Origin of the sequence: Vibrio sp. TRT 17S01, assembly GCF_050113695.1 — a bacterium.
In the GTDB taxonomy this organism is placed as follows: domain Bacteria; phylum Pseudomonadota; class Gammaproteobacteria; order Enterobacterales; family Vibrionaceae; genus Vibrio.
In genome coordinates this window covers 279,406-305,525 of the sequence record NZ_JBNJOG010000001.1, presented here as the reverse complement: position 1 = coordinate 305,525, position 26,120 = coordinate 279,406, and the positions used below count along the sequence as shown (strand labels likewise).

The window sequence follows — 26,120 nt, the reverse complement described above, 5'->3', positions numbered from 1 at the left end:
GGAAAGTTCGCACATATTCTCTATGATGTTTGCGAAAATATAATAATGATATCGAAGTAACTTCAAAAGGATTGATTATGAAACGCACTATTGTTGCGCTGTTACTAACTACAGCATCAACGATGTCTTTTGCAGCAGATAATGCTTGTTTATCCAAGAAATACGATGCTTACATTGACGCTTCCTTGCATTGGTATGAAGATCTGACAACGTTAACCGTACAGCAATACCCAGATCTTGCAGAAGTGAGCCAATGGTTTTTGCAAGGTAGGAAAAACCACTTTGAGCTCAATCGAGCAGCCGTTAAATACTTTCTACAAAATGACCCTTCAAAAGTTGCGACAGCACAACCTGTCGAGGCATGGTTAAAGCTCGAACAGCATGACGTAAAAGTTCTTGCCTCACGCAGTGATGAGCTTGGTACTATCGCTCAGAAGACCTTTAACGATCGCCAAGCTAAGCCCCACAATCAGAACTACGAGCTTCGCTCAGCATTCGCTGATCTATTGAGCCACCCGACTCAAATTGACCAAGCTTTAACCCGCTATAATGGTGCAATTAAGCAGCTTGAGCAGATTTCCTGCCCTTAACTAAGATTTCTATCGCGAGATGTAACATTTAAGACGGGACATTAGTCCCGTTTTCGTTTAGATTGTCCCGCCTGCAAGAAAAACAATTCAATTAGAGCAATCGTTGTATGGTTATGGAACATAAAACGGCGGATGTGAGTTTCGAAAGTTTACTTCGAATTTTCACGGTTCCCGAAGGACCAGACTCCACCTTAACTAAAATTGATGAAGAGTTATCGCAAAACCTAAATAAATTCCTGCGCGAACATATCGTTGCAGAAGAAAAGCCTTTGCGTGACATTGAGAAAGATTTCTCAACATCAGCTATGCCTGAACAACCGGCATTTGTTTCGGATCATACACAGCACCTGCTTGATACCTTGGTATCTCATTCAGTACACACTTCTTCACCTAGTTTTATTGGTCACATGACCTCTGCGCTTCCTTATTTTTTGATGCCCTTGTCGAAAATTATGATCGCGCTAAACCAGAATTTGGTGAAGATCGAAACGTCAAAGGCATTTACGCCTTTAGAACGCCAAGTGCTTGGAATGCTCCACCGACTCATTTACAACCAAAATGACGACTTTTACTCGCGATGGATGCACAGCGCTGTACACTCTCTCGGTGCGTTTTGCTCCGGCGGTACAATCGCCAACATTACTGCACTTTGGGTTGCTCGAAATAACGCTCTGAAAGCAAATGGTGAGTTTCAAGGAGTGGAAAAAGAAGGTCTTTTCCGAGCAATGACTCACTATGGCTATCAAGGGTTAGCAGTTTTGGTGTCTGAAAGAGGACACTATTCACTGAAGAAAGCTGCCGACGTCCTTGGTATTGGTCAACAGGGCTTGGTGCCGGTAAAAACAGGCGCGGACAATCGTATTTGTCCTGAAGATTTACAGCGCCAGATCACCGCATTAAAAGAACAGAATATCAAACCATTTGCCGTCGTTGGGGTGGCTGGTACCACTGAAACGGGCAACATTGATCCGTTAAACGCTATCGCTAAGATCTGTCAGCAAGAAGACTGTCACTTCCACGTTGATGCAGCATGGGGTGGTGCGACGTTAATGTCGAATACCTATCGCCACCTACTCGACGGCATTGAATTGGCTGATTCCGTCACCATTGACGCCCATAAGCAACTCTATATTCCTATGGGAGCTGGCATGGTTCTGTTTAAAGATCCTGATGCCATGAAGTCTATTGAGCATCATGCACAGTACATCTTACGTCAAGGTTCTAAAGATTTAGGAAGCCATACACTAGAGGGCTCTCGTTCAGGGATGGCGATGCTTGTTTATGCCGCAATGCACATTATCAGCCGCCCTGGCTATGAGCTACTTATCGATCAAAGCATTACCAAAGCGCGTTATTTTGCAGATTTGGTGGCTGACCAAGACGATTTTGAGCTCATTTCACAACCTGAATTGTGTCTTCTCACCTATCGTTACATACCAGTGCACGTACGAAAAGCGTTAGATAAAGCAGATGCTAACGAAGCACTTTCACTCAATCAGTTACTAAACGAGTTGACTAAGTTCATTCAAAAACGTCAACGGGAAACCGGTAAATCGTTTGTGTCCCGAACCCAACTCAACCCAGAGAAATGGCAAAGAGCTGACACCATTGTATTCCGAGTCGTTTTAGCTAACCCACTGACAACGAATGATATTTTGACATCCGTTTTATGTGAGCAGCGAGAAATCGCAAAACAGGCATCAAATCTCATGGCACAACTTGATACTCTGGCACGTCAAATTACGCAAAAGTGAAAATTTCTTTCTATTTGATGTAATTTATATGTCATTCCGGGCCTCATTCTGATTATTTGAGCACTTGAGCTAAGTTTTTTTGTAGTTTAGACAAAATTTACTTGAGGCCTGTCATATTCTCACCAATTGATATGTATAAAAATTACTGTAAACCTAAAGGTTAGGTTTATACTGGTTCCATGGCGTTGGTTAGTTGTTGCCTACTTTGGGAAGTCATTTATTCCCTCAATGCCAATCAGGCAGGCATAACCAACGAGTTGTTCTCTATACTCTCGTGAACACTATGAATACATTAGAAAAAATTCAAAAAAATCTAGAAAACTTTAGTAAGTCCGAGCGTAAAGTTGCCGAAGTAATAATGGCGTCACCGCAGACTGCTATCCATTCTAGTATTGCCACACTGGCAAAGATGGCTGACGTTAGTGAGCCAACTGTTAACCGATTCTGCCGCCGACTGGACACCAAAGGGTTCCCAGACTTTAAACTTCATTTAGCGCAAAGCTTGGCTAACGGGACACCTTATGTGAACCGTAATGTCGAGGAAGATGATGGCCCAGATGCCTACACGCATAAGATTTTCGAATCAACAATGGCGTGTCTTGATGTGGCAAAAAATAGCCTAGACCCAATGCAGGTAAACCGAGCGGTTGATTTGTTGACACAAGCCAAACGTATTTCCTTCTTCGGGTTAGGTGCATCTTCTGCTGTGGCGAAGGATGCTCAGAACAAGTTTATTCGCTTTAATATCCCAATCACTTGTTTTGAAGATATCGTAATGCAACGAATGAGCTGCATTAACTGTACTGATAACGACGTTATCGTACTGATCTCCCACACCGGTCGAACAAAGAGCCAAGTTGAGATCGCTAATTTGGCCCGTGAAAACGGTGCGACAGTCATTGCAATTACAGCAAAGGACTCTCCGCTCGACAAAGCAAGTTCGCTGTCAATTTCATTAGATGTTCCAGAAGACACTGATGTGTACATGCCTATGGCAAGTCGAGTAGTACAGATGACTGTCATTGATGTACTCGCAACCGGCTTTACGCTTCGTCGTGGTTCAGGTTTCAGAGAAAACCTAAAGCGTGTTAAAGATGCATTAAAAGACTCACGCTATGACAAGCTATCACACTTTTAAAAAAGGAGCGTATACGCTCCTTTTTTATTGCTCCTCCACCTGCTCTCCCTGCATAAACATGATCGCGGGTGCTTCTATATCATCACGAACAGCACCACCACTTTCACACCGACCATCACACTCACACACTTGCTGCAATATATAAACTAAACGTCCTTCGGTTAATGGTAGTGGATTTCCTTTGATGGCTACCGATTTCAACGCATCTTCTGCGACTTGTTCAAACGATGTGCTGCAGACACCAAACTCTCTAAGTTCAGGAAGTTTGAGTTTATCTAGCATCATATTTACCCATAGCACACTATCTTCAATATGAGCATTAATACGTCCTGTAAGGATTTGAGCAACCTTGGCATAACGATGTAATACATCATTGCGTTGCATCACTTTCGCTGCTCGAATATTTTCAGTCATTACATGCGGCGCGAGCCGTGCGGTGATAACGCTATGAGGAGCATGAAGCTTGCCGCCAAGCGCTGATGCTAAACCATGTGCCGCCCCCAATTTTGCATTGGTAGTGGCCATTCCACCCAACATTGCGGCAAAAGAAAGATCAGATCGAGCAGCAAAGTCATCATTTAAACAGGCTGGAAGAATCGATTTTTTTAACCTTCTTAACCCTTCTTCGCAGATCATATCGGTCAATGGGTTCGGGTCTCCACATACATAAGCTTCCATCAGATGGGTAAATGCGTCCATTGCACCTCGTCCTGAAGTGTAACTGTCCATGCCGTATGTTAATGTCGGATCGACGATAGCCATGTCTGCCAACATATCTGGGCTACGTAGGCTGACTTTGACTTGATCTTGCCCTGAACGTAACACGGCATTGCGTGTCACTTCCGAACCAGTGCTTGCAGTAGTTGGAATGGCAATAAAAGGGAGAGGTTTGGTTTTCAAGGGAACACTACGACCAACAACTTCGACATAATCGTACACATCACCCTGATTAGGAATGATTGCCGCTAACGCTTTACCTGTATCGAGAACGCTTCCACCCCCAATAGCGACCACCATCTCCGGCTTAAATTTTCTGCCCATATTGGCCGTTTCTTCGACCATAGTAATATTCGGCTCACCCGAGATCGCAACATGCTGGTAACGCATTTTTTGAGATTTCAGATACCGAATAATAGGATTTGCCCGTTCAGTTCGTTTCCCTGTAACGAGAAGTACGCTGTACCCATATTGATTAAAAAGAGATAACGAAGACTGCAACGCACCTTCCCCGAAAACAATGCGCGTTGAGGTCATAAACTGAAACATAGCTTGCTCCCCGAACCTAAGACTCCTTTATCAATAGCTTGCCTGCTACTGAATAAAATTAACTTGATGAAGTGCAACTTGTCGAAAATACCCTTATAAAAATAGTGTCTTTCTAAAAAATTTCACGTGATCTATCGCATTTTTAATCCGAGTTGAACAAAAATACGTCGATAGATTTTACCTATCGAAACAAGAGGTAAATGCATCTTTATTTCCTATGAGGGATGAGGCATAGTTGTCGTTATCAAAATGAAGGAGAAAGTATATGTTCGTAGTTATCTTTGGTCGCCCAGCTTGTCCATTCTGTGTTCGTGCAAAAGAACACGCAGAAACACTAAAAGCAAAGCGTGACGACTTCAACTACCGCTATGTAGATATCCAAGCTGAAGGTATCTCTAAAGCTGACCTTGAAAAAACGGTTGGTAAACCTGTTGAAACGGTACCACAAATCTTTGTTGATCAAGAGCACATTGGCGGCTGTGATGATTTCGAAGCATATGCAAAAGAAAACTTGGGTCTATTCGATTAATTGACCTCCTGATTATATAAAACCCGCTACTTACAGCGGGTTTTTTAATACCTGAACTAATCGCTAAAAATAAAATAATTCACTTATCTTTTTGCAATATTCAGATACAATTCGCACACTTATCCTGTCGGCACAAAAAATATAGAACTGCCCCGTGAACATTGACGTCGTACTCTTGCTCAAACAAAACCCAATTCTTTTGATCTTTGTCGTCCTCGCAATAGGGCTGGCAATTGGTAAAGTCCGCATTGGAAATCTCCAATTAGGTAACTCCATCGGCGTACTCATTACCGCGCTGATCATGGGTCACCTAGGTTTTACTTTTAATACCGATGCATTGACCATTGGCTTTATGCTATTTATTTATTGCGTTGGCATTGAAGCTGGGCCGAACTTCTTCGGTATTTTCTTCCGTGATGGTAAACATTACTTTATTTTGAGTATGGTTGTACTCTCCACAGCACTCTGTATTACTTATTACTCCAGCCATTATCTTGGCCTCGATTTTGGTCTTTCTGCCGGTATGATGGCAGGTGCTCTCACTTCAACCCCAGTTTTAGTTGGTGCACAAGATGCGCTGAATTCGGGTTTGGCGTCAATCCCAAGAAATATGGACTTTGGCTTAGTCATAGAGAATCTCTCTGTCGGTTATGCAATGGCTTATTTGATCGGATTGATCAGTATGATCATGTTTGCCAAGCTGATGCCTAAAATGCAAAAGCAAAACCTTTCTGATTCTGCCCAGCAAATAGCTCAGGAGCGTGGGCTTGGCAACTCCGGCCAACGTAAGGTCTACCTTCCAATTATTCGAGCGTATCGTGTCGGACCAGAGCTGATAAATTGGATAGATGGGAAAAACTTGCGCGAGTTGGGTATTTACCGTCAAACTGGCTGCTACATCGAACGTATCCGACGAAATGGTATTCTTGCCCACCCAGATGGTGATGCGATTTTGCAAGAAGGTGATGAAATTGCGCTGGTAGGGTTCCCAGACAGCCACGCTCGCCTCGATCCAAGTTTTCGTAATGGTAAGGAAGTGTTCGATCGTAACTTGCTGGATCTGCGTATTGCAGAAGAAGAAATCGTGGTAAAAAGTGACTCGATGGCTGGGAAGCGTCTTTCTGACTTGAACCTCTCTGAATATGGCTGTTTCTTAAACCGCGTAGTACGTGCTCAGATTGAAATGCCGATGGATTTAGATATTGTTCTAGCCAAAGGGGACATTCTTCAGGTAAGTGGTGAGAAAAGCCGCGTACACGGCCTTGCTGAAAAAATCGGTTTCATCTCAATCCATAGCCAGATGGCCGATTTACTCGCATTCTGCAGCTTCTTTATCTTGGGTATTCTTTTTGGCTTGATAACAATGACTTTTGGTCAAGTCTCCTTTGGCTTAGGTAATGCAGTGGGTCTTTTATTGTCAGGTATCACGCTTGGTTTCTTGCGAGCCAACCACCCAACGTTCGGCTATGTCCCTCAAGGGGCACTGAATATGGTCAAAGACCTAGGCCTGATGTTCTTTATGGTTGGCATTGGATTAAGTGCAGGCGGGAAGATGTTCGAGCACCTTTCTCAAGTTGGCCCTCAGGTTATTGGACTGGCTTTTATTGTCAGTGTCGTGCCTGTTGCGTTAGCCTATTTTGTAGGTGCCTATATATTGAAGATGAACCGAGCACTCTTATTCGGGGCCATTATTGGGGCCCGAACTTGCGCTCCGGCAATGGATATTGTGAACGACTACGCTAAGTCTACCATTCCAGCTCTAGGCTATGCCGGGACCTACGCAATAGCGAATATTCTGATGACGCTTGCGGGTACGGTGTTAATCATTTTAAGCTAGAAAAACAAACCATTAAAAAAGCCACCTTCTTTTGAAGGTGGCTTTTTTTAGTGGTGCTGTTATATCACGGTTCTATTCGTAGCAAACGGATGAGCTATAAATTAGCAATCGTCTTCCGTAAAGTTGGTCGGCAATGTCATTTTCATCTGATTCCAGATCTGAGCGCTTTCCATACCATAGTGACGAACAACACTTGCAATATCATCACGAGAACCACTTTCACAAACTTCTAATAGATCACGGTAAAACTTCAACGCGAGATCACGCGCTTGTGGGTTTGAGAAATAATAACTACCAACACGGTCGTAAAGTTTCTTCAAACCATTAAAAATCAAACCATAGATTTGGTTGCCTGAATGAAATGCTAAACGTTGGAAAAGCATATAGTCATAAAAGTTAAAAGTCTTCGCAACTAAGATTGATTGGCGTTTAACTTCGTCTTTCTCACCATCATCTTTAATGTGCTGCTGGATTTTTTCAGCGTATGGCGAAGACTCCATAAAAGAATCCCAAGATTCAGCATTAACCAACGCCTCACACGATTCAATCACCCCGGCTATCGTTCTTGCAGCATTTTCTTTATTTGCCTTAAACGCATGACGCATAAAAATTGGGCTGATATTAGTACGTGCTGCAAGCAAATCTTCTACAATCGACGTTGCATTATCGGCATCTAACGTCATCAACGTGTCTAAAATGTGTAGACCCGATGTTTCCATAAACTGGTTTACTCGTGTCGGCTTACCATGTTGAATGGTTAACCAGCCATCTCTTGCTAAACGCTGCAGTACTTCACGTAACGTTGTTCGAGTAACACCAATTAGCTCAGACAGCTCACGCTCTGCCGGTAAAATCGAACCAGGAGGAAAGCGCCCCTTCCAAATGCTTTCGATTATGTACTTTTCCGCAAAACCTGCTGGGCTCTTTGCCTTTATGACCATTTATTTATTGTTCCAATTTATATTTAGTTGGGTCGAATGGAACTCATCATACCACTAGTTGGAGCTTATCGGAAACCGGCGAACAACAAACTTCAGTCAAAATCAATATAGAGTGTTAACTCTAATTTAATCTGAATATATTAGAACATATGTTTATAAGAGAACGAGTATTTATTCAAATTATCACTCTCTAAAACGTACTTAACACTAGATGGCATATAGTGTTATGGTGTTTAGTTCAATTATTAAAAACTCAATTTTATGTTGTTTTTTTCATTGATATATTCAACTTAAACTGCTTTTCACATCATTTATCTCAATTTGTAGCCACCGAATACTTTTTTTCACAACTCTTATGTTATGCTAACGCCACTTTGATCGCGTTTTTAAACAAAATTCTTATCAGTTGAGAGTCGAATCATACATTCATATTGACTAAATCCCATCGAAGAGTAGAGTGGCGACCAAAGTAAAGGAGTGCTTGTCTTTCTCAGGGAGTGACTTGGCAAGGCCACATTGCCCAACTCTATGTTGTTTTTCTAAGTCACTGTTGAATCGGGATTGTTTCCTAAAATAACGTGCCGATAATGGATACAAGCACATGCAGTGTCTATTCATTACAATAAAGAGTATTAACAATGCCGATGTCGCTCGGAAATGCCTTTATTAAGAATTTTCTTGGTAAAGCCCCAGATTGGTACAAAGTTGCCATTATTTCCTTTCTTATTATCAACCCTATTGTCTTCTTTTTGGTTGATCCATTCGTAGCTGGCTGGCTACTTGTTGCAGAGTTTATTTTTACACTCGCAATGGCCTTAAAATGCTACCCACTTCAACCCGGTGGCTTGCTTGCGATAGAAGCCATAGCTATCGGCATGACTAGCCCGGAACAAGTAAAACATGAATTAGTTGCCAACATTGAAGTGTTATTACTTCTGGTCTTCATGGTTGCTGGTATTTATTTCATGAAGCAGTTGCTTCTATTTATTTTTACTAAGATTCTTCTTGGTATTCGTTCTAAATCGATGCTTTCCGTCGCATTTTGCTTTGCGGCTGCGTTTCTGTCAGCTTTCTTAGATGCATTAACTGTAATCGCAGTTGTGATTAGCGTGGCAATTGGTTTCTACGCTATTTATCACAAAGTTGCGTCAGGAAAGGGGTCAAATGCTTCACACGACCATACTCAAGATGACCATTTGTCTGAGCTCACTCGTGATGACCTTGAGAATTATCGTGCTTTCTTACGCTCACTACTTATGCATGCCGGGGTCGGTACTGCTCTAGGTGGCGTAATGACAATGGTTGGCGAACCACAAAACCTTATTATCGCTGATCAAGCTGGGTGGCAATTTGGCGAATTCATCGTGCGAATGTTGCCAGTGACCGCTCCGGTCTTAGTTTGTGGCCTAATTACGTGTGTGTTGGTGGAAAAATTTAAGGTATTTGGTTACGGCGCTCGCCTACCTGAGAATGTCCGTCAGATCTTAGTCGACTTCGACACTGAAGAGCGTAAGAATCGTACCAACCAAGATGTCGCTAAGCTTTGGATTCAAGGTTTAATTGCCGTTTGGTTGATCGTTGGTCTTGCGCTTCATTTAGCAGCTGTTGGGTTAATCGGTTTATCTGTCATTATCCTTGCGACCGCCTTTACAGGTGTGATTGAAGAGCATTCGTTAGGGAAAGCCTTTGAAGAAGCGCTGCCATTCACAGCCCTACTTGCGGTATTCTTCTCTATCGTAGCTGTCATCATTGACCAAGAGCTATTTAAGCCCGTTATCGATGCAGTATTGCACGTTGAAGATAAAGGTGCGCAGTTGGCATTGTTCTATGTGGCAAATGGATTGCTGTCGATGGTATCAGACAACGTTTTTGTGGGCACGGTTTACATCAACGAAGTTAAAACCGCGCTTGTTGAAGGTATTATTACTCGTGATCAGTTTGACTTACTTGCGGTTGCTATTAATACCGGTACTAACCTACCATCAGTGGCGACACCAAATGGCCAAGCGGCATTCCTATTCCTGTTAACTTCAGCATTAGCTCCACTCATTCGCCTTTCTTATGGTCGAATGGTGATCATGGCACTACCATACACTGTTGTTTTGGCATTGGTAGGCCTAGCAGGTATTGTATTCCTTGTTGAACCTATGACGGCATGGTTTTACGATGCTGGCTGGATCGTACCTCATGCAAATGATGTGATCCCGGCCGTAACTGTTGGCCATTAATATTAAAAGTTTTTGTTGATACTGAAACTTTTCCGCGATAAAAAGCTCTGATTAGTCAGAGCTTTTTCTTATTTTGGATACTTCCGTGAACATACTTTCGACCATCAAATCATTTTCTCAAAGCCGATTATCTTGGCTGTTACTGCTTATTTTTGTCATCTTCTTTGAAGCCTGCGCATTATTTTTCCAACACGTAATGATGCTCTCCCCGTGCGTGATGTGCATTTATGAACGTGTCGCAATGATGGGTGTGGGTATCGCAGCTTTGTTCGGCTTGATGGCACCAAACAATTCTGTGGTTCGTTGGCTTGGTTTGGCTGCGTGGGGATTAAGTGCTTATAAAGGTCTAATGTTAGCGCTTCAGCACGTCGATTATCAGTTTAACCCTTCTCCATTTGCTACATGCGATCTATTCGTCACATTTCCAAATTGGGCGCCATTAAATAAGTGGGTTCCTTGGATGTTTGAAGCCTACGGAGATTGCAGCAAAATTGTATGGCAATTTTTGACACTTTCTATGCCTCAGTGGTTAGTGGTTATTTTTGCGGCAAACCTTGTCGCTCTTGCGGTTATTGTTCTCGCTCAGTTTGCAAAAACTAAGTAAACAATCACTACACAACATCAAGAGGTTGGCCTGCAAACGCCAACCTTTTTTATTGCCTGCCATCTACAATCCATTCATACCGAGCCCTTGTTCTCCTTAGCTAGGAGAAATCTCTTCAAGCAATGATTAACTACACTTTGCTTGTTTAAAGAGCCAAGACGTTTAAAGCGAGCAATAAAAAAGCAGGTCAATGACCTGCTTTTTTATTTATGAAAGTAGTTAGTTCATCTCTCGTCCTGGTGCAGGCGCTAACACCTCGCGGTTTCCGTTATGTCCAGGCGCACTCACAATACCCTGAGCCTCTAATTGCTCGACAATACGAGCGGCTCGGTTATAACCAATCTTGAATCTACGCTGAACACCGGACACCGAACCACGACGAGACTGCACCACATGTTCAACAACTTGGTCAAACAGCGGGTCCATATCTTCATCTGCTTCTGCTTTTTCACCCGGTAGCAACGTCTCTGGGCCTTGATCCCCACTGGTAATTTCTTCAATGTAATTTGGTTTACCACGCGCCTTCCAGTTGTTAACAACAGCATGTACATCATCATCAGACGCGAAAGCACCATGAACACGCACAGTATGGCTTGAACCTGGAGGTAGATAAAGCATATCCCCCATACCAAGTAAGGATTCTGCCCCACCTTGATCAAGAATCGTACGTGAGTCAGTCTTAGTCGAAACGGTAAACGCAACCCTTGTTGGAATGTTCGCTTTGATCAAACCGGTAATAACATCGACAGACGGGCGCTGCGTAGCCAGAATCAAATGGATACCGGCAGCACGAGCTTTTTGGGCAAGACGAGCGATTAGCTCTTCTACTTTCTTACCAACCACCATCATCAAGTCGGCAAACTCATCTACGATAACGACGATATAAGGTAGCTTCTCTAGTAGCGGTGGCTCAGGATCCATACTATCTCCCGGCTGCCACAATGGATCATGAATTGGGTGGCCTGCTTCTGCTGCCATTTTAAGCTTGTCGTTAAAGCCTTTGATGTTTCGTACACCCAGCGCAGACATAAGCTTATAACGACGCTCCATTTCACCCACACACCATCTTAGAGCGTTTGAAGCATCTTTCATGTCTGTTACAACTTCTGATAGAAGGTGTGGTATGCCTTCATAAACAGACAATTCAAGCATTTTAGGGTCGATCATGATAAAGCGAACTTCTTCAGGTGTTGCTTTGTAAAGCATACTCAAAATCATGACGTTCACACCCACAGACTTACCAGAGCCTGTCGTACCGGCAACCAGTACGTGAGGCATTTTAGCCAGATCAGCAATCACCGCTTCACCAGCAATGTCTTGACCCAGTACCACAGTCGTTGGCGATTTCGCCTCAACAAATTGTGGGCTACCTACCACATCCGAGAAGTACACCGTTTGGCGACTCATATTTGGCAGTTCTAAACCAACATACGGTTTACCTGGAATCACTTCAACAACACGGACCGCCATTGCAGACAATGAACGAGCCAGATCCATTGACAAGCCTGAAATGCGGCTCACCTTAACGCCAGGTGCTAAATCCAATTCAAAGCGTGTAATGACAGGACCAGGGAATATACCGACCACATCGGCTTTGATCTTGTAGTCCGCTAATTTCGATTCAACGAGGCGTGCTATATCTTCAAGCGCATCACGGTCGATATAGTTATCACGTTTCTCTGGATGGTAAAGTAGCTCTAAGGTCGGCATAGGTTCTGCCGGTTTTGGCAAGTTCACGTCTTGCTGAACTAAGAATGGATTTTGCTGCGCAACAACTTTTGCCTGAGCTTCTGCCACAATATTCTGGAACGCTTCAACGTCGTTGGTTGGAGCTTCATTTGCCATTGGTTCAAATACTGGCTCCTCAACGATTACTGGTTCCGCTCTTTCAGCTGAAGCATCATCATCCACAACATTGAAGTCAGAAATGATTGGTTCATTGGGCTCAGAAACCTCTGGCACCATGCTCATTGAAGACGAAGCTTCTGACTGAAGCGGCTCTTTTTCCTCTTCTTGTACTTGCCACGGCATGTCTTCCACGGGTTCATCAATCACTTCTGCCTTTGGTTCGGTAATCGACGCCATTGGTTGTGGTGGCACCTGCTCTTGAGGTGCTAGATCATCGGCACTGATTGCTGCGGCCTCGAGTTCCTCAATGGTCGCTCCAAGCTGGCGAGTTCGCTCAACAATAGGCTGTGCTGGCTGAATCGCTTGCACGGGTTCAGGGGCTACTCTAACAACGGGTTGAACAGGCTCAGGAGATGCCGCTGATTCGGGCGTACTTGGTGCAAGTAATGGGTCCCACTCTTCTTCTTGGTCAACATTTGATTGAGAGGAAGGCATATGGATATTGAAATGACGTTCAGGATCCGCTGTGAGTTTTGGCTCATCAATAGGCTCTAGACTAATGGACTCAACACCCCTTCCCAAGCTAGGTTCCGTCACTTCTTTTTGATCAAATACGGGTTCGTTGAGCGCAGGTTCGACCAACTCATCACCATTTCCACGCATTTTGTTAAGTAGCTTCGTCACCATGGATAACGCCGATGAACCTAACCATTCCACAATGGTGAGCCACGAAATACCCGTAAGTAGTGTAAAGCCTGCGCCCCAAAGGAATAGAAGCACAAGTGTTGTACCCAAGACGTTTAATGTTGGCAGTGCCAAACTGGTCAGCACATCTCCAATCACACCGCCAGATGAGAAAAACCAGATATCATCAAAGTTAATATCTGCTAAGCCGCAACTGGTTAGTATCAAAACAGTCAGACCTAAAAGTCGCGTTCCCCATAGCATTAAATCAATAGGTTCATCTTCATCTCGTGTGCGCAACACTATCCATGCGGTGACAGTAATAATTACTGGTAATGTGTAAGCTAAGGAGCCAAAAGTAAAAAACAACGTGTCTGCAATCCACGCGCCTACCATGCCACCCGCATTTTCAATGTCGACACCCCATGCAGTTTGAGACCAAGAAGGGTCTGCAGGGCTAAATGTAAGAAGTGCGACAGACAATAATATGGACGCCAATACAACCACAATAAGACTGCACTCTTTTAGGCGCTGAGGTCCGTTAAGGCGTGAAGACTGAGGTTCTTCGCCCGTTTTAATTATTGTCTCAATTTTACTTTTGTTCTGCTTGAACATAACCAACTTAAATTCACTGTTCATATAAAAAAATAGTCCGAGCAGCCAACGGTGCTCGGACTATTGATTTAACCATATCGCAATCAAAAACCCAATTATCTAAAGTCAGAATATCGAAAGGGATTTTGATACTTAACCCAATTATCGTGTTTTGATAACCAATTGGTTTGTTTGCTTAACTTCTTCCATTACCACGTAAGTGCGAGTGTCATTCACTCCTGGAAGACGTAGTAATGTATCACCAAGCAGCTTACGGTAAGCGCCCATATCAGATACACGTGTTTTTAGAAGGTAATCAAAGTCACCAGAAACAAGATGACATTCTTGAATATCATCAAGCTTTTGAACCGCAGTATTGAACTGTTCAAATACATCCGGCGCACCACGATTTAACGTAATTTCAACAAATACCAATAGAGATGCGTCTAAGTATTGAGGGTTTAGCAGAGCCGTATAACCCATGATATACCCTTGACGTTCTAGGCGACGTACACGCTCTAGACATGGTGTTGGCGAAAGGCCTACACGCTTAGACAGTTCTACGTTCGAAATACGACCGTCTTTCTGCAGTTCATTTAGAATATTGCGATCAATACGGTCCAAATCCTTAGACGGCTTTTTATAATTGTCTGCCATTTTTTATTCCACCTTATTACTTCCTTGCAAAAAAATATACTACAACTTATTAATATTCAGTATCAAATTTTTTACTTTAGCCACTATACTAGAGATTAATTCGACAATAACACCCTACATATAGTCAATACAACCAAAATAAAATGAGGAGTCAGGATGATCATTGGCGTACCTAAAGAAATCAAAAACCACGAGTACCGAGTGGGTATGATCCCAGCAAGCGTTCGCGAACTTGTCTCACAAGGTCACCAAGTTTTTGTTGAAACCAATGCTGGTAATGGCATCGGTTTTTCAGACGATGATTACATCGCTGTAGGCGCATCCATTCTTCCTACTGCTGCTGACGTTTTCGCGAAAGCAGATATGATTGTCAAGGTTAAAGAACCTCAAGCTATCGAGCGAGCCATGCTCCGAGAGGGGCAAATATTATTTACGTATTTGCACCTAGCACCAGATTTTCCACAAACTGAAGAGCTAATCAAGAGCAAAGCTGTCTGTATAGCCTATGAGACTGTAACAGATAATATGGGTCGCTTGCCACTATTAGCACCAATGTCTGAGGTCGCAGGCCGCATGTCTATTCAAGCTGGTGCACAAACTTTGGAGAAATCTCACGGTGGACAAGGCTTATTACTAGGTGGCGTTCCAGGTGTTGAACCTGCGAAAGTAGTCGTTGTTGGCGGTGGTGTGGTCGGGGCAAATGCCGCACGTATGGCCGTTGGACTGCGTGCAGACGTGACAATTTTAGATCGGAATGTAGATACATTACGTCGCCTAGATGAAGAATTCCAAGGCCGTGCGAAAGTGGTTTACTCGACAGAAGATGCGATTGAAAAGCACGTGTTAGACGCTGATCTTGTTATTGGTGCTGTATTGATCCCCGGAGCTGCCGCTCCGAAACTAGTGACTAAAGCGCACATTGAAAAAATGAAGCCAGGTTCTGCTGTTGTAGATGTAGCCATTGATCAAGGAGGCTGCTTTGAAACCTCACACGCAACAACTCATGCCGACCCAACTTATATTGTTGATGATGTCGTTCACTACTGTGTTGCGAACATGCCTGGAGCGGTTGCACGTACCTCAACATTTGCCCTCAATAACGCAACCCTTCCTTATATTATTAAGCTTGCAAATCTTGGTTATCGCGACGCGCTCATGAGCGATGAAGGCTTCCTAAAAGGCCTAAACGTCATTCACGGTAAAGTCACATGTAAAGAAGTCGCTGAGAGTTTCAACTTGGAGTACATCGAACCAGCTAAGGCTATCGCAATGTTTGGCTAATATTACAACTCAACACAAAAACGGCCACTTATATTAAGTGGCCGTTTTTGTGTTTGAGAGTTGGTGTTGTGTGGTCGCAACAACATCAAGGTAATTTAAAACCAACGTTCTAATGACGACTTATCAAGTTGGCGAAACGCTCGATTTAAAATTTGAGCCAGTTCTTTATAGCGAGGCTGAGCTTTGATTGGCTCTAGTGCAAAGCCACTTTCAGTAATTTTCTGATAAATTTCACGATACCACCCCGCTAATGCTGGAGGAAGCTGAGTATTCGCACGGTTTCCTAACCACCACATACCTTGAATGGGTAAGCTAATTGCGAAGAGTGCCATAATTACAGCTTGAGGCATTGCTTGATAGTTATTAAAAGCCATCTGGGTAAGCACACTGATCGCAGCAATCGCTGGCATGACCTTCACACCAAAACGCGTCGCCTTAATAATACGCTGTTCAGGAAAGAGTAAATTTAACTCTTTGCGCATTGGCCAAATATCCATGTACTTCTGTCCATCTCGCAAACTATGAACTAAACCGACTTTATTACTCATAATGCTCTCTCACTTCACTTTTGGGTCGACGCTGACTCAAATTTAGTTGAAAGATTCAACTACTCGCGTAAAAAATTGACGAAAGTTAATATTCTTTCAAATTTTTTTTGTTATATTTGTCTATTATCGCTATCCTTTGCGCACCCTCAATCTCATTGTTGCTGTTATTTACAATTAAGGCAACTCTGTGACGATATCTGCAAGGATTGCACAGGTTACTTTCACGGTAAAGTAACGTCTCACTATAAGGAAATTACAGTTTTTTTGACCAAGATTAGTACGCGCTGCCAGACAGTTCGACTATTCTTGAGATTAATTTTCATCCTTAACTGATTTTATTATCAGACGAATAACAGGTAGTCACTCATGTCTAAGCTAGTTTTAGTTTTAAACTGCGGTAGTTCTTCTCTTAAGTTCGCTATTGTTGATGCAGCAAACGGCGACGAGCACCTAACAGGTCTTGCAGAATGTCTTCACCTTCCAGAAGCTCGTATCAAGTGGAAACTTGATGGCAAGCACGAAGCACAACTAGGTGAAGGCGCTGCACACGATGAAGCGCTATCTTTCATCGTTGAAACTATTCTTGCTTCTAAGCCAGAACTTGCTGAGCAACTAAAAGCGATTGGTCACCGCGTTGTACATGGCGGCGAGAAATTCACTCAATCTGCTCTTATCACTGATGACGTTGTTAAAGGTATCGAAGATTGTGCAACACTAGCACCTCTTCACAACCCAGCAGCAATCATCGGTATCAAAGCGGCTCAAAAAGCATTCCCTAGCCTACCAATGTCTGCTGTATTCGATACTGCATTCCATCAATCAATGCCTGAAGAAGCATACCTATACGCTCTTCCATACAGCCTATACAAAGACCACGGTATCCGCCGTTACGGCATGCACGGTACTTCTCACCTATTTATCGCTCGTGAAGCTGCAGAGCGTCTAGGTAAACCAGCAGATGAACTAAACATCATCAACTGCCACCTAGGTAACGGTGCATCTGTATGTGCAATTAAAAATGGCAAATCTGTAGATACGTCTATGGGTCTAACTCCTCTTGAAGGTCTAGTGATGGGTACTCGTTGTGGTGACATCGACCCTGCTATCATCTTCCACCTACATGACGCACTAGGTTACTCTGTTGAGCAAATCAACACGATGCTAACTAAAGAGTCTGGTCTACAAGGCCTAACTGAAGTGACATCTGACTGTCGTTTCGTTGAAGACAACTACGGTGAAAAAGCAGAAGCAACTCGTGCAATGGACGTATTCGCGCACCGCCTAGCGAAATACGTAGCTGGTTACACTGCTACTCTAGACGGTCGTCTTGACGCTATCGTATTCACCGGTGGTATCGGTGAAAACTCTGCACCTATCCGTGAAATGGTTCTAAACCGTCTAGGTGTATTTGGTATTGAAGTTGATGGTGAAGCAAACCTTAAAGCACGCTTCGGCGGCGAAGGCACAATCACTACTGCGAACAGCCGCATCCCAGCAATGGTTATCTCTACTAACGAAGAGCTAGTTATCGCTGAAGACACTGCGCGCCTAGCAGGTCTTTAATGACTTTCACTGGCTAGCATTTCGCTAGCCAGTATTTTATTAAGGGGCTCAACTCCTATTCCAATTACCACTAAGGAATAAGAGTTGAGCTTTTATCCCCAATAGCTAAAGGTACTCTACGAATGTCTCGTACTATTATGCTTATCCCTGCAAGCGCTGGTGTTGGTCTAACTAGCGTTAGCATGGGTGTTCTTCGCGCAATGGAGCGCAAAGGTGTTAAGGTTTCTTTCTACAAGCCAATCTGTCAGCCTCGTTCTGGTGGTGATCAGCCTGATCTAACGTCAACGATCGTTGGTTACAACAGCGATATGAAGATCGGCCAAGCTATGGCAATGTCTGTTGCTGAAAGCCTAATCGGTAACGACAACATGGACGAGCTGCTAGAAACTGTTGTTGAGCGTTACAACCAAATCAATAAAGATGCAGAAGTAACGCTTATCGAAGGTCTAGTACCAACTCGTAAGCATCCATTCGCTAACCAAGTGAACGCAGAGATCGCGGCAACTCTAGGCGCAGAAATTGTTCTTGTTGCTACTCCAGGTACCGATAACCCAGCGCAACTTAAAGAGCGTATCGAAGTAGCATGTTCTAACTTCGGTGGTACTAAGAACAAGAACATTTCTGGCGTAATCATCAACAAGCTAAACGCACCTGTTGACGAAGCTGGCCGTACTCGCCCTGACCTATCTGAAATCTTTGACGATGCAGACAGCGCGAAGCAAAACGAAATGAAAGTGATGGAAATCTTCAACACTTCTCCAATTCGTGTACTAGGCTGCGTGCCATGGAGCATCGATCTAATCGCTACTCGTGCTATCGATATGGCTCAGCACCTAAACGCTGACATCATCAACGAAGGTGACATCGCGACTCGTCGTATTAAGAGCATCACTTTCTGTGCACGTTCTCTGCCAAACATGATTGAGCACTTCAAACCAGGCTCTCTACTTGTTACTTCGGCAGACCGTCCAGACGTTATCGTTGCAGCAGCACTTGCAGCCATGAACGGCGTTGATATCGGTGCAGTGCTTCTAACTGGCGGTTACGACATTCCTGAAGAGATTGCAGGTTTATGTAAGCCAGCATTCGAAACGGGTCTACCGATCTTCAAAGCACAAGGTAACACTTGGCAGACTTCTCTAAACCTACAGAGCTTCTCTATCGAAGTGCCTGCTGACGATAAAGAGCGTATCGAGTTCATCAACGAGCACGTTGCTGGTCACATCGACGGTAACTGGATCGAATCTATGACTGAAGGCACTCAGAAGTCTCGTCGTCTAAGCCCACCAGCATTCCGTTACCAGCTGACTGAGTTCGCTCGTAAAGCTGGCAAGCGTATCGTTCTTCCTGAAGGTGATGAGCCACGTACTGTTAAAGCTGCGGCTATTTGTGCTGAACGCGGCATCGCAGAATGTGTGCTTCTAGGTAACCCAGACGAAATCCGTCGCGTTGCAGCACAGCAAGGCGTTGAGCTAGGTGCTGGCGTAACTATCATCAACTCTGATGAAGTTCGTGAAAACTACGTTGCTCGCCTAGTTGAGCTACGTGGCGCGAAAGGTATGACTGAAGTTGTTGCTCGCGAGAAACTACAAGATTCAGTATTCCTAGGCACAATGATGCTTGAGAACGACGAAGTAGACGGTCTAGTTTCTGGTGCGGTTCACACCACAGCAAACACTATCGTTCCTCCGTTCCAAATCATCAAGACTGCACCTGATGCGTCTATCGTATCTTCTGTATTCTTCATGCTGCTACCTGACCAAGTATTGGTTTACGGTGACTGTGCGATCAACCCAGATCCAACAGCAGAACAGCTTGCTGAAATCGCTATCCAATCTGCTGACTCTGCAGCAGCATTCGGTATCGACCCACGCGTTGCTATGATCTCTTACTCTACTGGTGAATCTGGTAAGGGTGCAGACGTAGATAAAGTACGTGAAGCAACTAAGATTGCTCAAGAGAAACGTCCAGATCTAGTGATCGACGGTCCTCTACAGTACGACGCAGCGATCATGGAAAATGTGGCAGCTTCTAAAGCGCCTAACTCTCCAGTAGCAGGTAAAGCGACGGTATTCGTATTCCCAGACCTAAACACGGGTAACACGACTTACAAAGCGGTACAACGTTCAGCTGACCTAGTTTCTATCGGTCCAATGCTGCAAGGTATGCGCAAGCCTGTAAACGATCTATCTCGCGGCGCACTAGTAGACGATATCGTGTACACAGTTGCTCTAACTGCGATTCAGGCAGATCAAGCTGACCAAGCTCGCGAAAAAGCAGTTAACTAATTACTTCGCTTCTTCCAAAATAATAAAACCTCGCCACGGCGAGGTTTTTTATTTGTCGTTCAACAATTGCACTGCTTGAACGACTATGCGTCACCGACACCTTCACGCCCGTGAGGCGAATCAAGATCTAATTCCGGTCCCTTTGGCACCACTTGCGTCGGGTTAATTCCCGTGTGACTGAAATAATAATGCCGTTTAATATGGTAGAAATCCGTGGTTTCTTTAATTCCGTCAACTTGATAGAGCTCTTTTAAATATCCCTGCAAATGCGCATAATCCGCAATGCGTTTTTTATTGCATTTAAAGTGTCCCACATATACAGCATCAAACCGCACTAAGGTCGTAAACAGTCGCCAGTCAGCTTCAGTTAATGTATTTCCCGCTAAATAACGATGTGTAGCTAGATGGGCATCCACTTTATCTAATGCCGCAAACAGTGCATCATAGGCTTCTTCGTAAGCATCTTGCGTGGTGGCAAAACCACAGCGATAAACGCCATTATTGATGCTTGAATAAACATACGCATTCCACTCATCAATAACCGCTCTTAGTGGTTCTGGGTAATAGTCTGACTCTTCACCAGTCAACACATTAAACTCAGAGTTAAACATGCGAATAATTTCTGACGACTCATTGCTGACAATCGTGTTGAGCTTTTTGTCCCACAATACCGGAACGGTAACCCGTCCGGTGTAATCCGGCTTTGCTTTGGTATAAAGTTGATGAAGCTTCTTATAGCCAAATAATGGCTCTGGCAAGCCCATATACCACCCTTCCTCTAACATATCAGGACACACCACTGTCACATCAATATGTGTTTCCAGCTTTTTTAATTTACGAAAGATCAAAGTACGGTGAGCCCATGGACACGCCAATGAGACGTACAGATGATAGCGGCCCGACTCAGGTTTAAAAACGGTATCTACCTTGTCTTCGATCCAATTACGAAAGCCAGCGTCTTCTCGTATAAATCGCCCGTTGTTATTTTTTGTATCGTACCAAACATTGTGCCATACCCCTTGTACCAACTTGCCCATTCCATACTCCTGACTGTTTAATCTGTATGAGCTAAGTATAAAAAAAGCCAGCTCAGTAAAAACTCGAATAAGCTGGCTTATTTGTTCTAATTATTTGATTGACACGGACTCATTGAATCCGGTCAATTTCCAGTCAAGCATCACTGGATAACAAATTTACCGCGCATGATGGCCCAATGTCCTGGAAATGAGCAAAAGAAGCTGTAATTTCCTCCTGCTTTCATTTTATCAAGGCTGAATGTGACCTTAGTGCTTTCACCACCACCAATCACTTTAGTATGAGCATAGACACGAGCGTCGTTTGGTTTAACATACGCATTATCAATGCCAGCAGACATGCCTTCAGTACCTACCGCTTGAACATTGGCTGTATCAACAATCACAACATTATGCCCCATCGAAGTTGCCGGTAGCTTCCCAGTATGATTCAACGTTAATGTCACTTCTTTACATGATGAAGAAACGTTCAAGGTATTCGTTGAAAACTGCATCATATCATTGGCATCGACAGTGACGTCGCATTGTTCTGTCGCCTGAACAGCAAAAGTAGTACTCCCTAACATAAGTAGGGTTACAAAAACACGTAATCGCATAGTTAATTCCTCGTTGAGCTTAAAATTTTACAACTAAGGTTCATTCTATGATGAATCCCTGATGCATTATCTATTAGGAAAAGGAATAAAACTTTAGGGCAGATCAGACTGTGACATTTTAATGAGAACTTTTTTCAATTGGCTTCTTGGGTAAGATCAGGCATAAAAAAGGCGCGGCTCCCGAGAGATGCCGCGCTTAAGCCCGTCACAGGCTGAACCAATAATTACACGTCAACATGTAAACAAGAAACGGCATGAATGTCGTTCCCTTTGATGCTTGGTTTTGTTTGAGCACACGCTTCAGTTGCCTGTGGGCAACGAGTTCGGAAAACACAACCAGAAGGAGGATTAATTGGCGATGGAAGATCGCCTTCTAGCATCTCAATCTCTTTCAAACGCTCAATTTTCGGATCCGGAATTGGAACCGCTGACATAAGAGCACGCGTGTACGGGTGCTTAGGATCAGCAAACAAGGCATCTGCTTCGCCAAGCTCTACAGCGTTACCCAAATACATAACCAACACACGGTCAGAAATATGTTTTACGACAGAGAGGTCGTGAGCAATGAAAACCAGAGAAAGACCAAGCTCTTTTTGCAACTCTTTCAACAAGTTAACAACCTGAGCTTGAATTGATACATCCAATGCCGAAACCGGCTCATCACAGATAATCATTTTCGGGTTTAGGATCAAAGCACGGGCAATGCCGATACGTTGACACTGACCACCTGAAAACTCATGAGGATAACGGTTGATAACGTTTGGCAATAAACCAACTTTCGCCATCATTTCTTTTACGCGCGACTTAACTTCATCTTTAGAAAGCTGCGGGTAAAAGGTCTCTAATGGCTCAGCGATTATATCCCCAACCGTCATACGTGGGTTAAGCGATGCCAGTGGATCTTGGAAAATCATTTGCATCTCTTTACGCGTTTCACGGCGCTGAACTTCACGCATTTTGGTGACATCTTGGCCTAACCAAACCACTTCACCATCCGTTGCTTCGACTAAGCCGATAATGGCACGAGCGAACGTCGATTTGCCACAACCAGATTCACCAACGACACCCAGCGTTTCCCCTTCATAGAGTCGGATATTTACGCCATCGACAGCTTTTAAGTTTGACGGCTTAGTCCAAGGCCAAGCTGACTTAGCTGCAATACTGAAGTGAACCTTTAGATCTTTTACGTCTAATAGTAATTTCTTTTCTGCACTCATTTTGTCCAAGCCTCCCAATCAGAAAAACACGCGCGCTGACGGCCATCACCAAATGGCGTCAGGATTGGCGCTTCACTCTTACAACGGTCTGTCACCCTATGGCAACGCTCTTGGTAAGGGCAGCCTGGTGGTAAATGAAGTAAGTTTGGTGGGTTGCCTGGGATAGTTGGCAGAATTTCACCTTCGGTATCTAGGCGTGGAATCGCCTTTAGTAGACCTTCCGCATAAGGGTGGCTTGGATTGTAGAAAATTTCATCTACTGTTCCGTATTCCATGGTACGGCCTGCATACATCACAAGTACTTTGTCACAAGAGCCCGCAACCACACCCAAGTCGTGCGTGATCATAATGATTGCTGTGTTGAACTCATCTTTCAGCTCATTCAGTAGATCCATGATCTGAGCCTGAACGGTCACATCAAGTGCTGTGGTTGGTTCGTCTGCAATCAATAATTTTGGACGACATAGCAGAGCCATCGCAATCATCACACGCTGGCGCATACCACCAGAAAACTCATGGGGGTACATCGTAATACGCTTACGCGCTTCTGGAATTTTAACCGCTTCAAGCATACGCACTGATTCTTCAAATGCCTCAGCTTTACCCATTCCTTTATGCAGCATCAATACTTCCATCAGTTGATCACTGACTTTCATATATGGGTTAAGTGACGTCATCGGGTCTTGGAAGATCATCGCGATCTGTTCTGCGCGGACTTTGTTCAGTGCTTTCTCAGGAAGGTTTAAGATTTCGTTACCTTCAAATTTCGCGCTTCCTGAAATAATACCGTTTTTTGCCAAGAGCCCCATGATAGCAAATACGGTTTGTGATTTACCTGAACCAGACTCACCCACGATACCTAGAGTTTCCCCTTGGTTTAGTGAAAAGTTCAGATCGTTTACTGCGGTAACAATACCATCTTGTGTGGTGAATTCGACTCGCAGATCTTTGACATCTAATAAGCTCATCATTGCTTCCTTAATCTTTTATTTTTAATTATCTGTCTTTTGGATCAAGCGCGTCGCGCAGGCCGTCACCAACGTAGTTGAAGCAGAATAGAGTCACAACCATAAACGCTGCTGGGAATGCTAGCTGCCAGATTGCTACTTCCATTGTCTGAGCACCTTCTTGCAGAAGTGCGCCCCAACTCGTCATTGGTTCCTGAACACCAAGACCAAGGAATGAAAGGAATGATTCCGTCAGAATCATACTTGGGATAAGTAGCGTCGAGTAAACCGCGACGATACCCAATACGTTTGGAACAATGTGACGCGTAATGATTTTCCATTTACTCACACCACACACATGCGCCGCTTCGATAAACTCTTTGCTACGCAAACTAAGTGTTTGTCCACGTACAATACGTGCCATATCTAGCCACGCAATGGCACCGATCGCAACGAAGATCAAAATAATGTTGCGTCCAAAGAAAGTAACCAAAACGATAACTAGGAACATAAACGGAACAGCATAGAGGATCTCAAGAATCCGCATCATGATGCGGTCCGTACGCCCACCAATAAAACCTGATGCTGCACCATACAAAGTACCAATCAGTACTGCGACAAATGCGCCCATTACCCCAACCATCAGCGAGATACGGCCACCGATTAGAGTGCGAACATAGAGATCACGCCCTAAACTGTCAGTACCAAACCAATGGTCGGCATTTGGACCCACATGCATTGCATACCAGTCTGTATCATCAAATGCATATTGAGCCATCATCGGCAAGAAGATGACTGCAAGCGTCATCAACGCAAGAATAAACAGACTCACCATTGCCGCTTTGTTGCGCATAAAACGGATGCGGGCGTCTTGCCATAAACTGCGACCTTCGATCTCCAAGTTCTCAGAGAATTTCTCAATCGCTTCTAAGTTCTCTTTTTTCGTTAACATAACCATACTTCCCTGTTAGTAGCGAATCTTCGGATCAATCATTGCCAACAAAATATCGACGATTGCATTGAATAGAATGAATAGGAAACCAATCAAAATGGTTACACCCATTACTAGGGAATAGTCGCGGTTAAACGCGGCGTTAACGAATAGCTTACCAATACCGGGTAAACCAAAAATGGTTTCGATAACTACAGAACCTGTAATGATCCCAACAAACGCAGGGCCCATATATGAAACAACAGGTAATAACGCAGGTTTTAAAGCATGTTTTAAAATGATGTAGCGGTAGCTTAAACCTTTAGCACGTGCAGTACGGATAAAGTTGCTGTTTAGCGTTTCAATCATCGAACCACGTGTAATACGGGCAAAAGTCGCGACATATAGGAGAGACATACCAATTACTGGTAGAGCCATGTATTTAAACGAACCATCATGCCAACCGCCCGCTGGGAACCAGCCGAGGTTGATAGAGAAGATATAAATCAGGGTTGGTGCAAGAACAAAAGATGGCATTACCACCCCCAGCATTGCTGTGGACATAATACTGTAGTCCATCCATGTATTTTGCTTTAACGCGGCTATGGTGCCAACACCCACTCCCATGATCAACGTAAAGATAAAGGCAGCAAAACCGACTTTCGCTGAAACAGGCAAAGCAACGGAGATCAGTTCATTTACCGAATAATCTAAGTACTTAAATGACGGGCCAAAATCGCCTTGAATGACATTGGTTAGATAGGTTGTGTATTGTTCAAACACCGGCTTATCTAGGCCATATTTGGCTTCGATATTCGCCATAACCTCTGGAGGTAATGGTTTTTCAGTTGAAAACGGATTACCCGGTGCGAAACGCATGAGAAAGAAAGATACGGTGATCAAAACCAACATCGTTGGGATCGCCTCAAATATCCTTTTTGCGATGAATTTAAGCATAAACTCACTCTTTCAGTCTGTGACAGTTTAAATGATAAGAGACGCTGCATATGCGCGATGGCACATGCAGTGTCTAGATTACTTATAG

At 43.9% G+C, this 26,120-nt stretch carries 21 protein-coding genes; 10 read left to right on the top strand and 11 right to left on the bottom strand.

The window, feature by feature from the left end; translation table 11 throughout:
• Positions 1-77: 77 nt before the first annotated feature.
• The 3 genes from ACQEXS_RS01335 to ACQEXS_RS01325 all read left to right on the top strand — a co-directional run bounded on the left by ACQEXS_RS01335 (position 78) and on the right by ACQEXS_RS01325 (position 3,482).
• Positions 78-590 carry a hypothetical protein gene (locus ACQEXS_RS01335; protein ID WP_427010317.1) on the top strand — a complete coding sequence of 171 codons (513 nt, stop codon included), beginning with the start codon at positions 78-80 and terminating at the stop codon, positions 588-590.
• Between the two features lie 107 nt (positions 591-697).
• Positions 698-2,344, top strand: coding sequence for a pyridoxal-dependent aspartate 1-decarboxylase PanP (gene panP, locus ACQEXS_RS01330; RefSeq protein ID WP_427012539.1), 1,647 nt, complete (start codon positions 698-700; stop codon positions 2,342-2,344).
• Positions 2,345-2,627: 283 nt separating this feature from the next.
• Entirely contained in the window at positions 2,628-3,482 is an 855-nt protein-coding gene (locus tag ACQEXS_RS01325; protein WP_367988717.1) for a MurR/RpiR family transcriptional regulator, read from the top strand.
• A 24-nt stretch (positions 3,483-3,506) separates the two neighbouring features.
• Here ACQEXS_RS01325 and ACQEXS_RS01320 read toward each other — a convergent pair whose 3' ends face one another.
• The gene (locus ACQEXS_RS01320; protein WP_367988716.1) at positions 3,507-4,748 is read right to left on the bottom strand and encodes an iron-containing alcohol dehydrogenase; all 1,242 of its coding nucleotides are present in this window, start codon (positions 4,746-4,748) and stop codon (positions 3,507-3,509) included.
• Positions 4,749-5,013: 265 nt separating this feature from the next.
• On the opposite strand from ACQEXS_RS01320, the gene ACQEXS_RS01315 reads away from it, so the two are divergent.
• Both ACQEXS_RS01315 and ACQEXS_RS01310 read left to right on the top strand, forming a co-directional pair.
• Positions 5,014-5,277, top strand: coding sequence for a GrxA family glutaredoxin (locus ACQEXS_RS01315; protein WP_367988715.1), 264 nt, complete (start codon positions 5,014-5,016; stop codon positions 5,275-5,277).
• A gap of 154 nt (positions 5,278-5,431) precedes the next feature.
• Positions 5,432-7,114: an aspartate:alanine antiporter gene (locus ACQEXS_RS01310; RefSeq protein WP_427010319.1), complete on the top strand. Its 1,683-nt coding sequence runs from the start codon at positions 5,432-5,434 to the stop codon at positions 7,112-7,114.
• A gap of 101 nt (positions 7,115-7,215) precedes the next feature.
• Here the strand turns inward: ACQEXS_RS01310 and fadR are convergent, their stop codons facing one another.
• The gene (gene fadR, locus ACQEXS_RS01305) at positions 7,216-8,055 is read right to left on the bottom strand and encodes a fatty acid metabolism transcriptional regulator FadR (protein ID WP_367988713.1); all 840 of its coding nucleotides are present in this window, start codon (positions 8,053-8,055) and stop codon (positions 7,216-7,218) included.
• A gap of 638 nt (positions 8,056-8,693) precedes the next feature.
• Between fadR and nhaB the strand changes: the two genes are divergently transcribed.
• Both nhaB and dsbB read left to right on the top strand, forming a co-directional pair.
• Positions 8,694-10,283 (top strand): Na(+)/H(+) antiporter NhaB, encoded by a 1,590-nt coding sequence (gene nhaB / locus ACQEXS_RS01300; protein ID WP_367988712.1) that lies wholly within the window; start codon positions 8,694-8,696, stop codon positions 10,281-10,283.
• A gap of 85 nt (positions 10,284-10,368) precedes the next feature.
• Positions 10,369-10,887, top strand: a complete 519-nt coding sequence (gene dsbB, locus ACQEXS_RS01295; protein ID WP_427012538.1) for a disulfide bond formation protein DsbB — start codon at positions 10,369-10,371, stop codon at positions 10,885-10,887.
• Between the two features lie 219 nt (positions 10,888-11,106).
• Here the strand turns inward: dsbB and ACQEXS_RS01290 are convergent, their stop codons facing one another.
• Entirely contained in the window at positions 11,107-14,034 is a 2,928-nt protein-coding gene (locus ACQEXS_RS01290) for a DNA translocase FtsK 4TM domain-containing protein (protein ID WP_427012817.1), read from the bottom strand.
• Between the two features lie 141 nt (positions 14,035-14,175).
• A complete protein-coding gene (gene lrp / locus ACQEXS_RS01285) occupies positions 14,176-14,670 on the bottom strand; it encodes a leucine-responsive transcriptional regulator Lrp (RefSeq protein WP_367988710.1) in 495 nt (164 codons plus the stop codon).
• Positions 14,671-14,826: 156 nt separating this feature from the next.
• On the opposite strand from lrp, the gene ald reads away from it, so the two are divergent.
• On the top strand, positions 14,827-15,951 hold the full coding sequence (ald, locus tag ACQEXS_RS01280; protein WP_427012537.1) for an alanine dehydrogenase: 1,125 nt from the start codon (positions 14,827-14,829) through the stop codon (positions 15,949-15,951).
• A gap of 95 nt (positions 15,952-16,046) precedes the next feature.
• On the opposite strand, the gene yfbV is transcribed toward ald, so the two are convergent.
• Positions 16,047-16,499, bottom strand: coding sequence for a terminus macrodomain insulation protein YfbV (gene yfbV, locus ACQEXS_RS01275; RefSeq protein WP_367988708.1), 453 nt, complete (start codon positions 16,497-16,499; stop codon positions 16,047-16,049).
• Positions 16,500-16,865: 366 nt separating this feature from the next.
• Here yfbV and ACQEXS_RS01270 point away from each other — a divergent pair, with 366 nt between their 5' ends.
• Together ACQEXS_RS01270 and pta are read left to right on the top strand one after the other, a co-directional pair.
• Positions 16,866-18,062: an acetate kinase gene (locus ACQEXS_RS01270; RefSeq protein ID WP_427012536.1), complete on the top strand. Its 1,197-nt coding sequence runs from the start codon at positions 16,866-16,868 to the stop codon at positions 18,060-18,062.
• 122 nt (positions 18,063-18,184) lie between these two features.
• Positions 18,185-20,350 carry a phosphate acetyltransferase gene (gene pta, locus ACQEXS_RS01265; RefSeq protein ID WP_367988706.1) on the top strand — a complete coding sequence of 722 codons (2,166 nt, stop codon included), beginning with the start codon at positions 18,185-18,187 and terminating at the stop codon, positions 20,348-20,350.
• 83 nt (positions 20,351-20,433) lie between these two features.
• Here the strand turns inward: pta and ACQEXS_RS01260 are convergent, their stop codons facing one another.
• The 6 genes from ACQEXS_RS01260 to oppB all read right to left on the bottom strand — a co-directional run bounded on the left by ACQEXS_RS01260 (position 20,434) and on the right by oppB (position 26,032).
• On the bottom strand, positions 20,434-21,387 hold the full coding sequence (locus tag ACQEXS_RS01260; protein ID WP_427012535.1) for a glutathione S-transferase family protein: 954 nt from the start codon (positions 21,385-21,387) through the stop codon (positions 20,434-20,436).
• A 140-nt stretch (positions 21,388-21,527) separates the two neighbouring features.
• Positions 21,528-21,980, bottom strand: a complete 453-nt coding sequence (gene azu / locus ACQEXS_RS01255; protein ID WP_427012534.1) for an azurin — start codon at positions 21,978-21,980, stop codon at positions 21,528-21,530.
• Between the two features lie 224 nt (positions 21,981-22,204).
• Positions 22,205-23,197 carry a murein tripeptide/oligopeptide ABC transporter ATP binding protein OppF gene (gene oppF / locus ACQEXS_RS01250; protein ID WP_427010326.1) on the bottom strand — a complete coding sequence of 331 codons (993 nt, stop codon included), beginning with the start codon at positions 23,195-23,197 and terminating at the stop codon, positions 22,205-22,207.
• Complete coding sequence (locus ACQEXS_RS01245; RefSeq protein ID WP_367988702.1) at positions 23,194-24,165, bottom strand: ABC transporter ATP-binding protein; 972 nt, start codon at positions 24,163-24,165, stop codon at positions 23,194-23,196. Before ACQEXS_RS01245 ends, oppF begins: the two co-directional genes overlap by 4 nt.
• A gap of 28 nt (positions 24,166-24,193) precedes the next feature.
• A complete protein-coding gene (gene oppC, locus ACQEXS_RS01240; RefSeq protein WP_367988701.1) occupies positions 24,194-25,096 on the bottom strand; it encodes an oligopeptide ABC transporter permease OppC in 903 nt (300 codons plus the stop codon).
• Positions 25,097-25,111: 15 nt separating this feature from the next.
• The gene (gene oppB / locus ACQEXS_RS01235; protein WP_367988700.1) at positions 25,112-26,032 is read right to left on the bottom strand and encodes an oligopeptide ABC transporter permease OppB; all 921 of its coding nucleotides are present in this window, start codon (positions 26,030-26,032) and stop codon (positions 25,112-25,114) included.
• Positions 26,033-26,120: the final 88 nt, after the last annotated feature.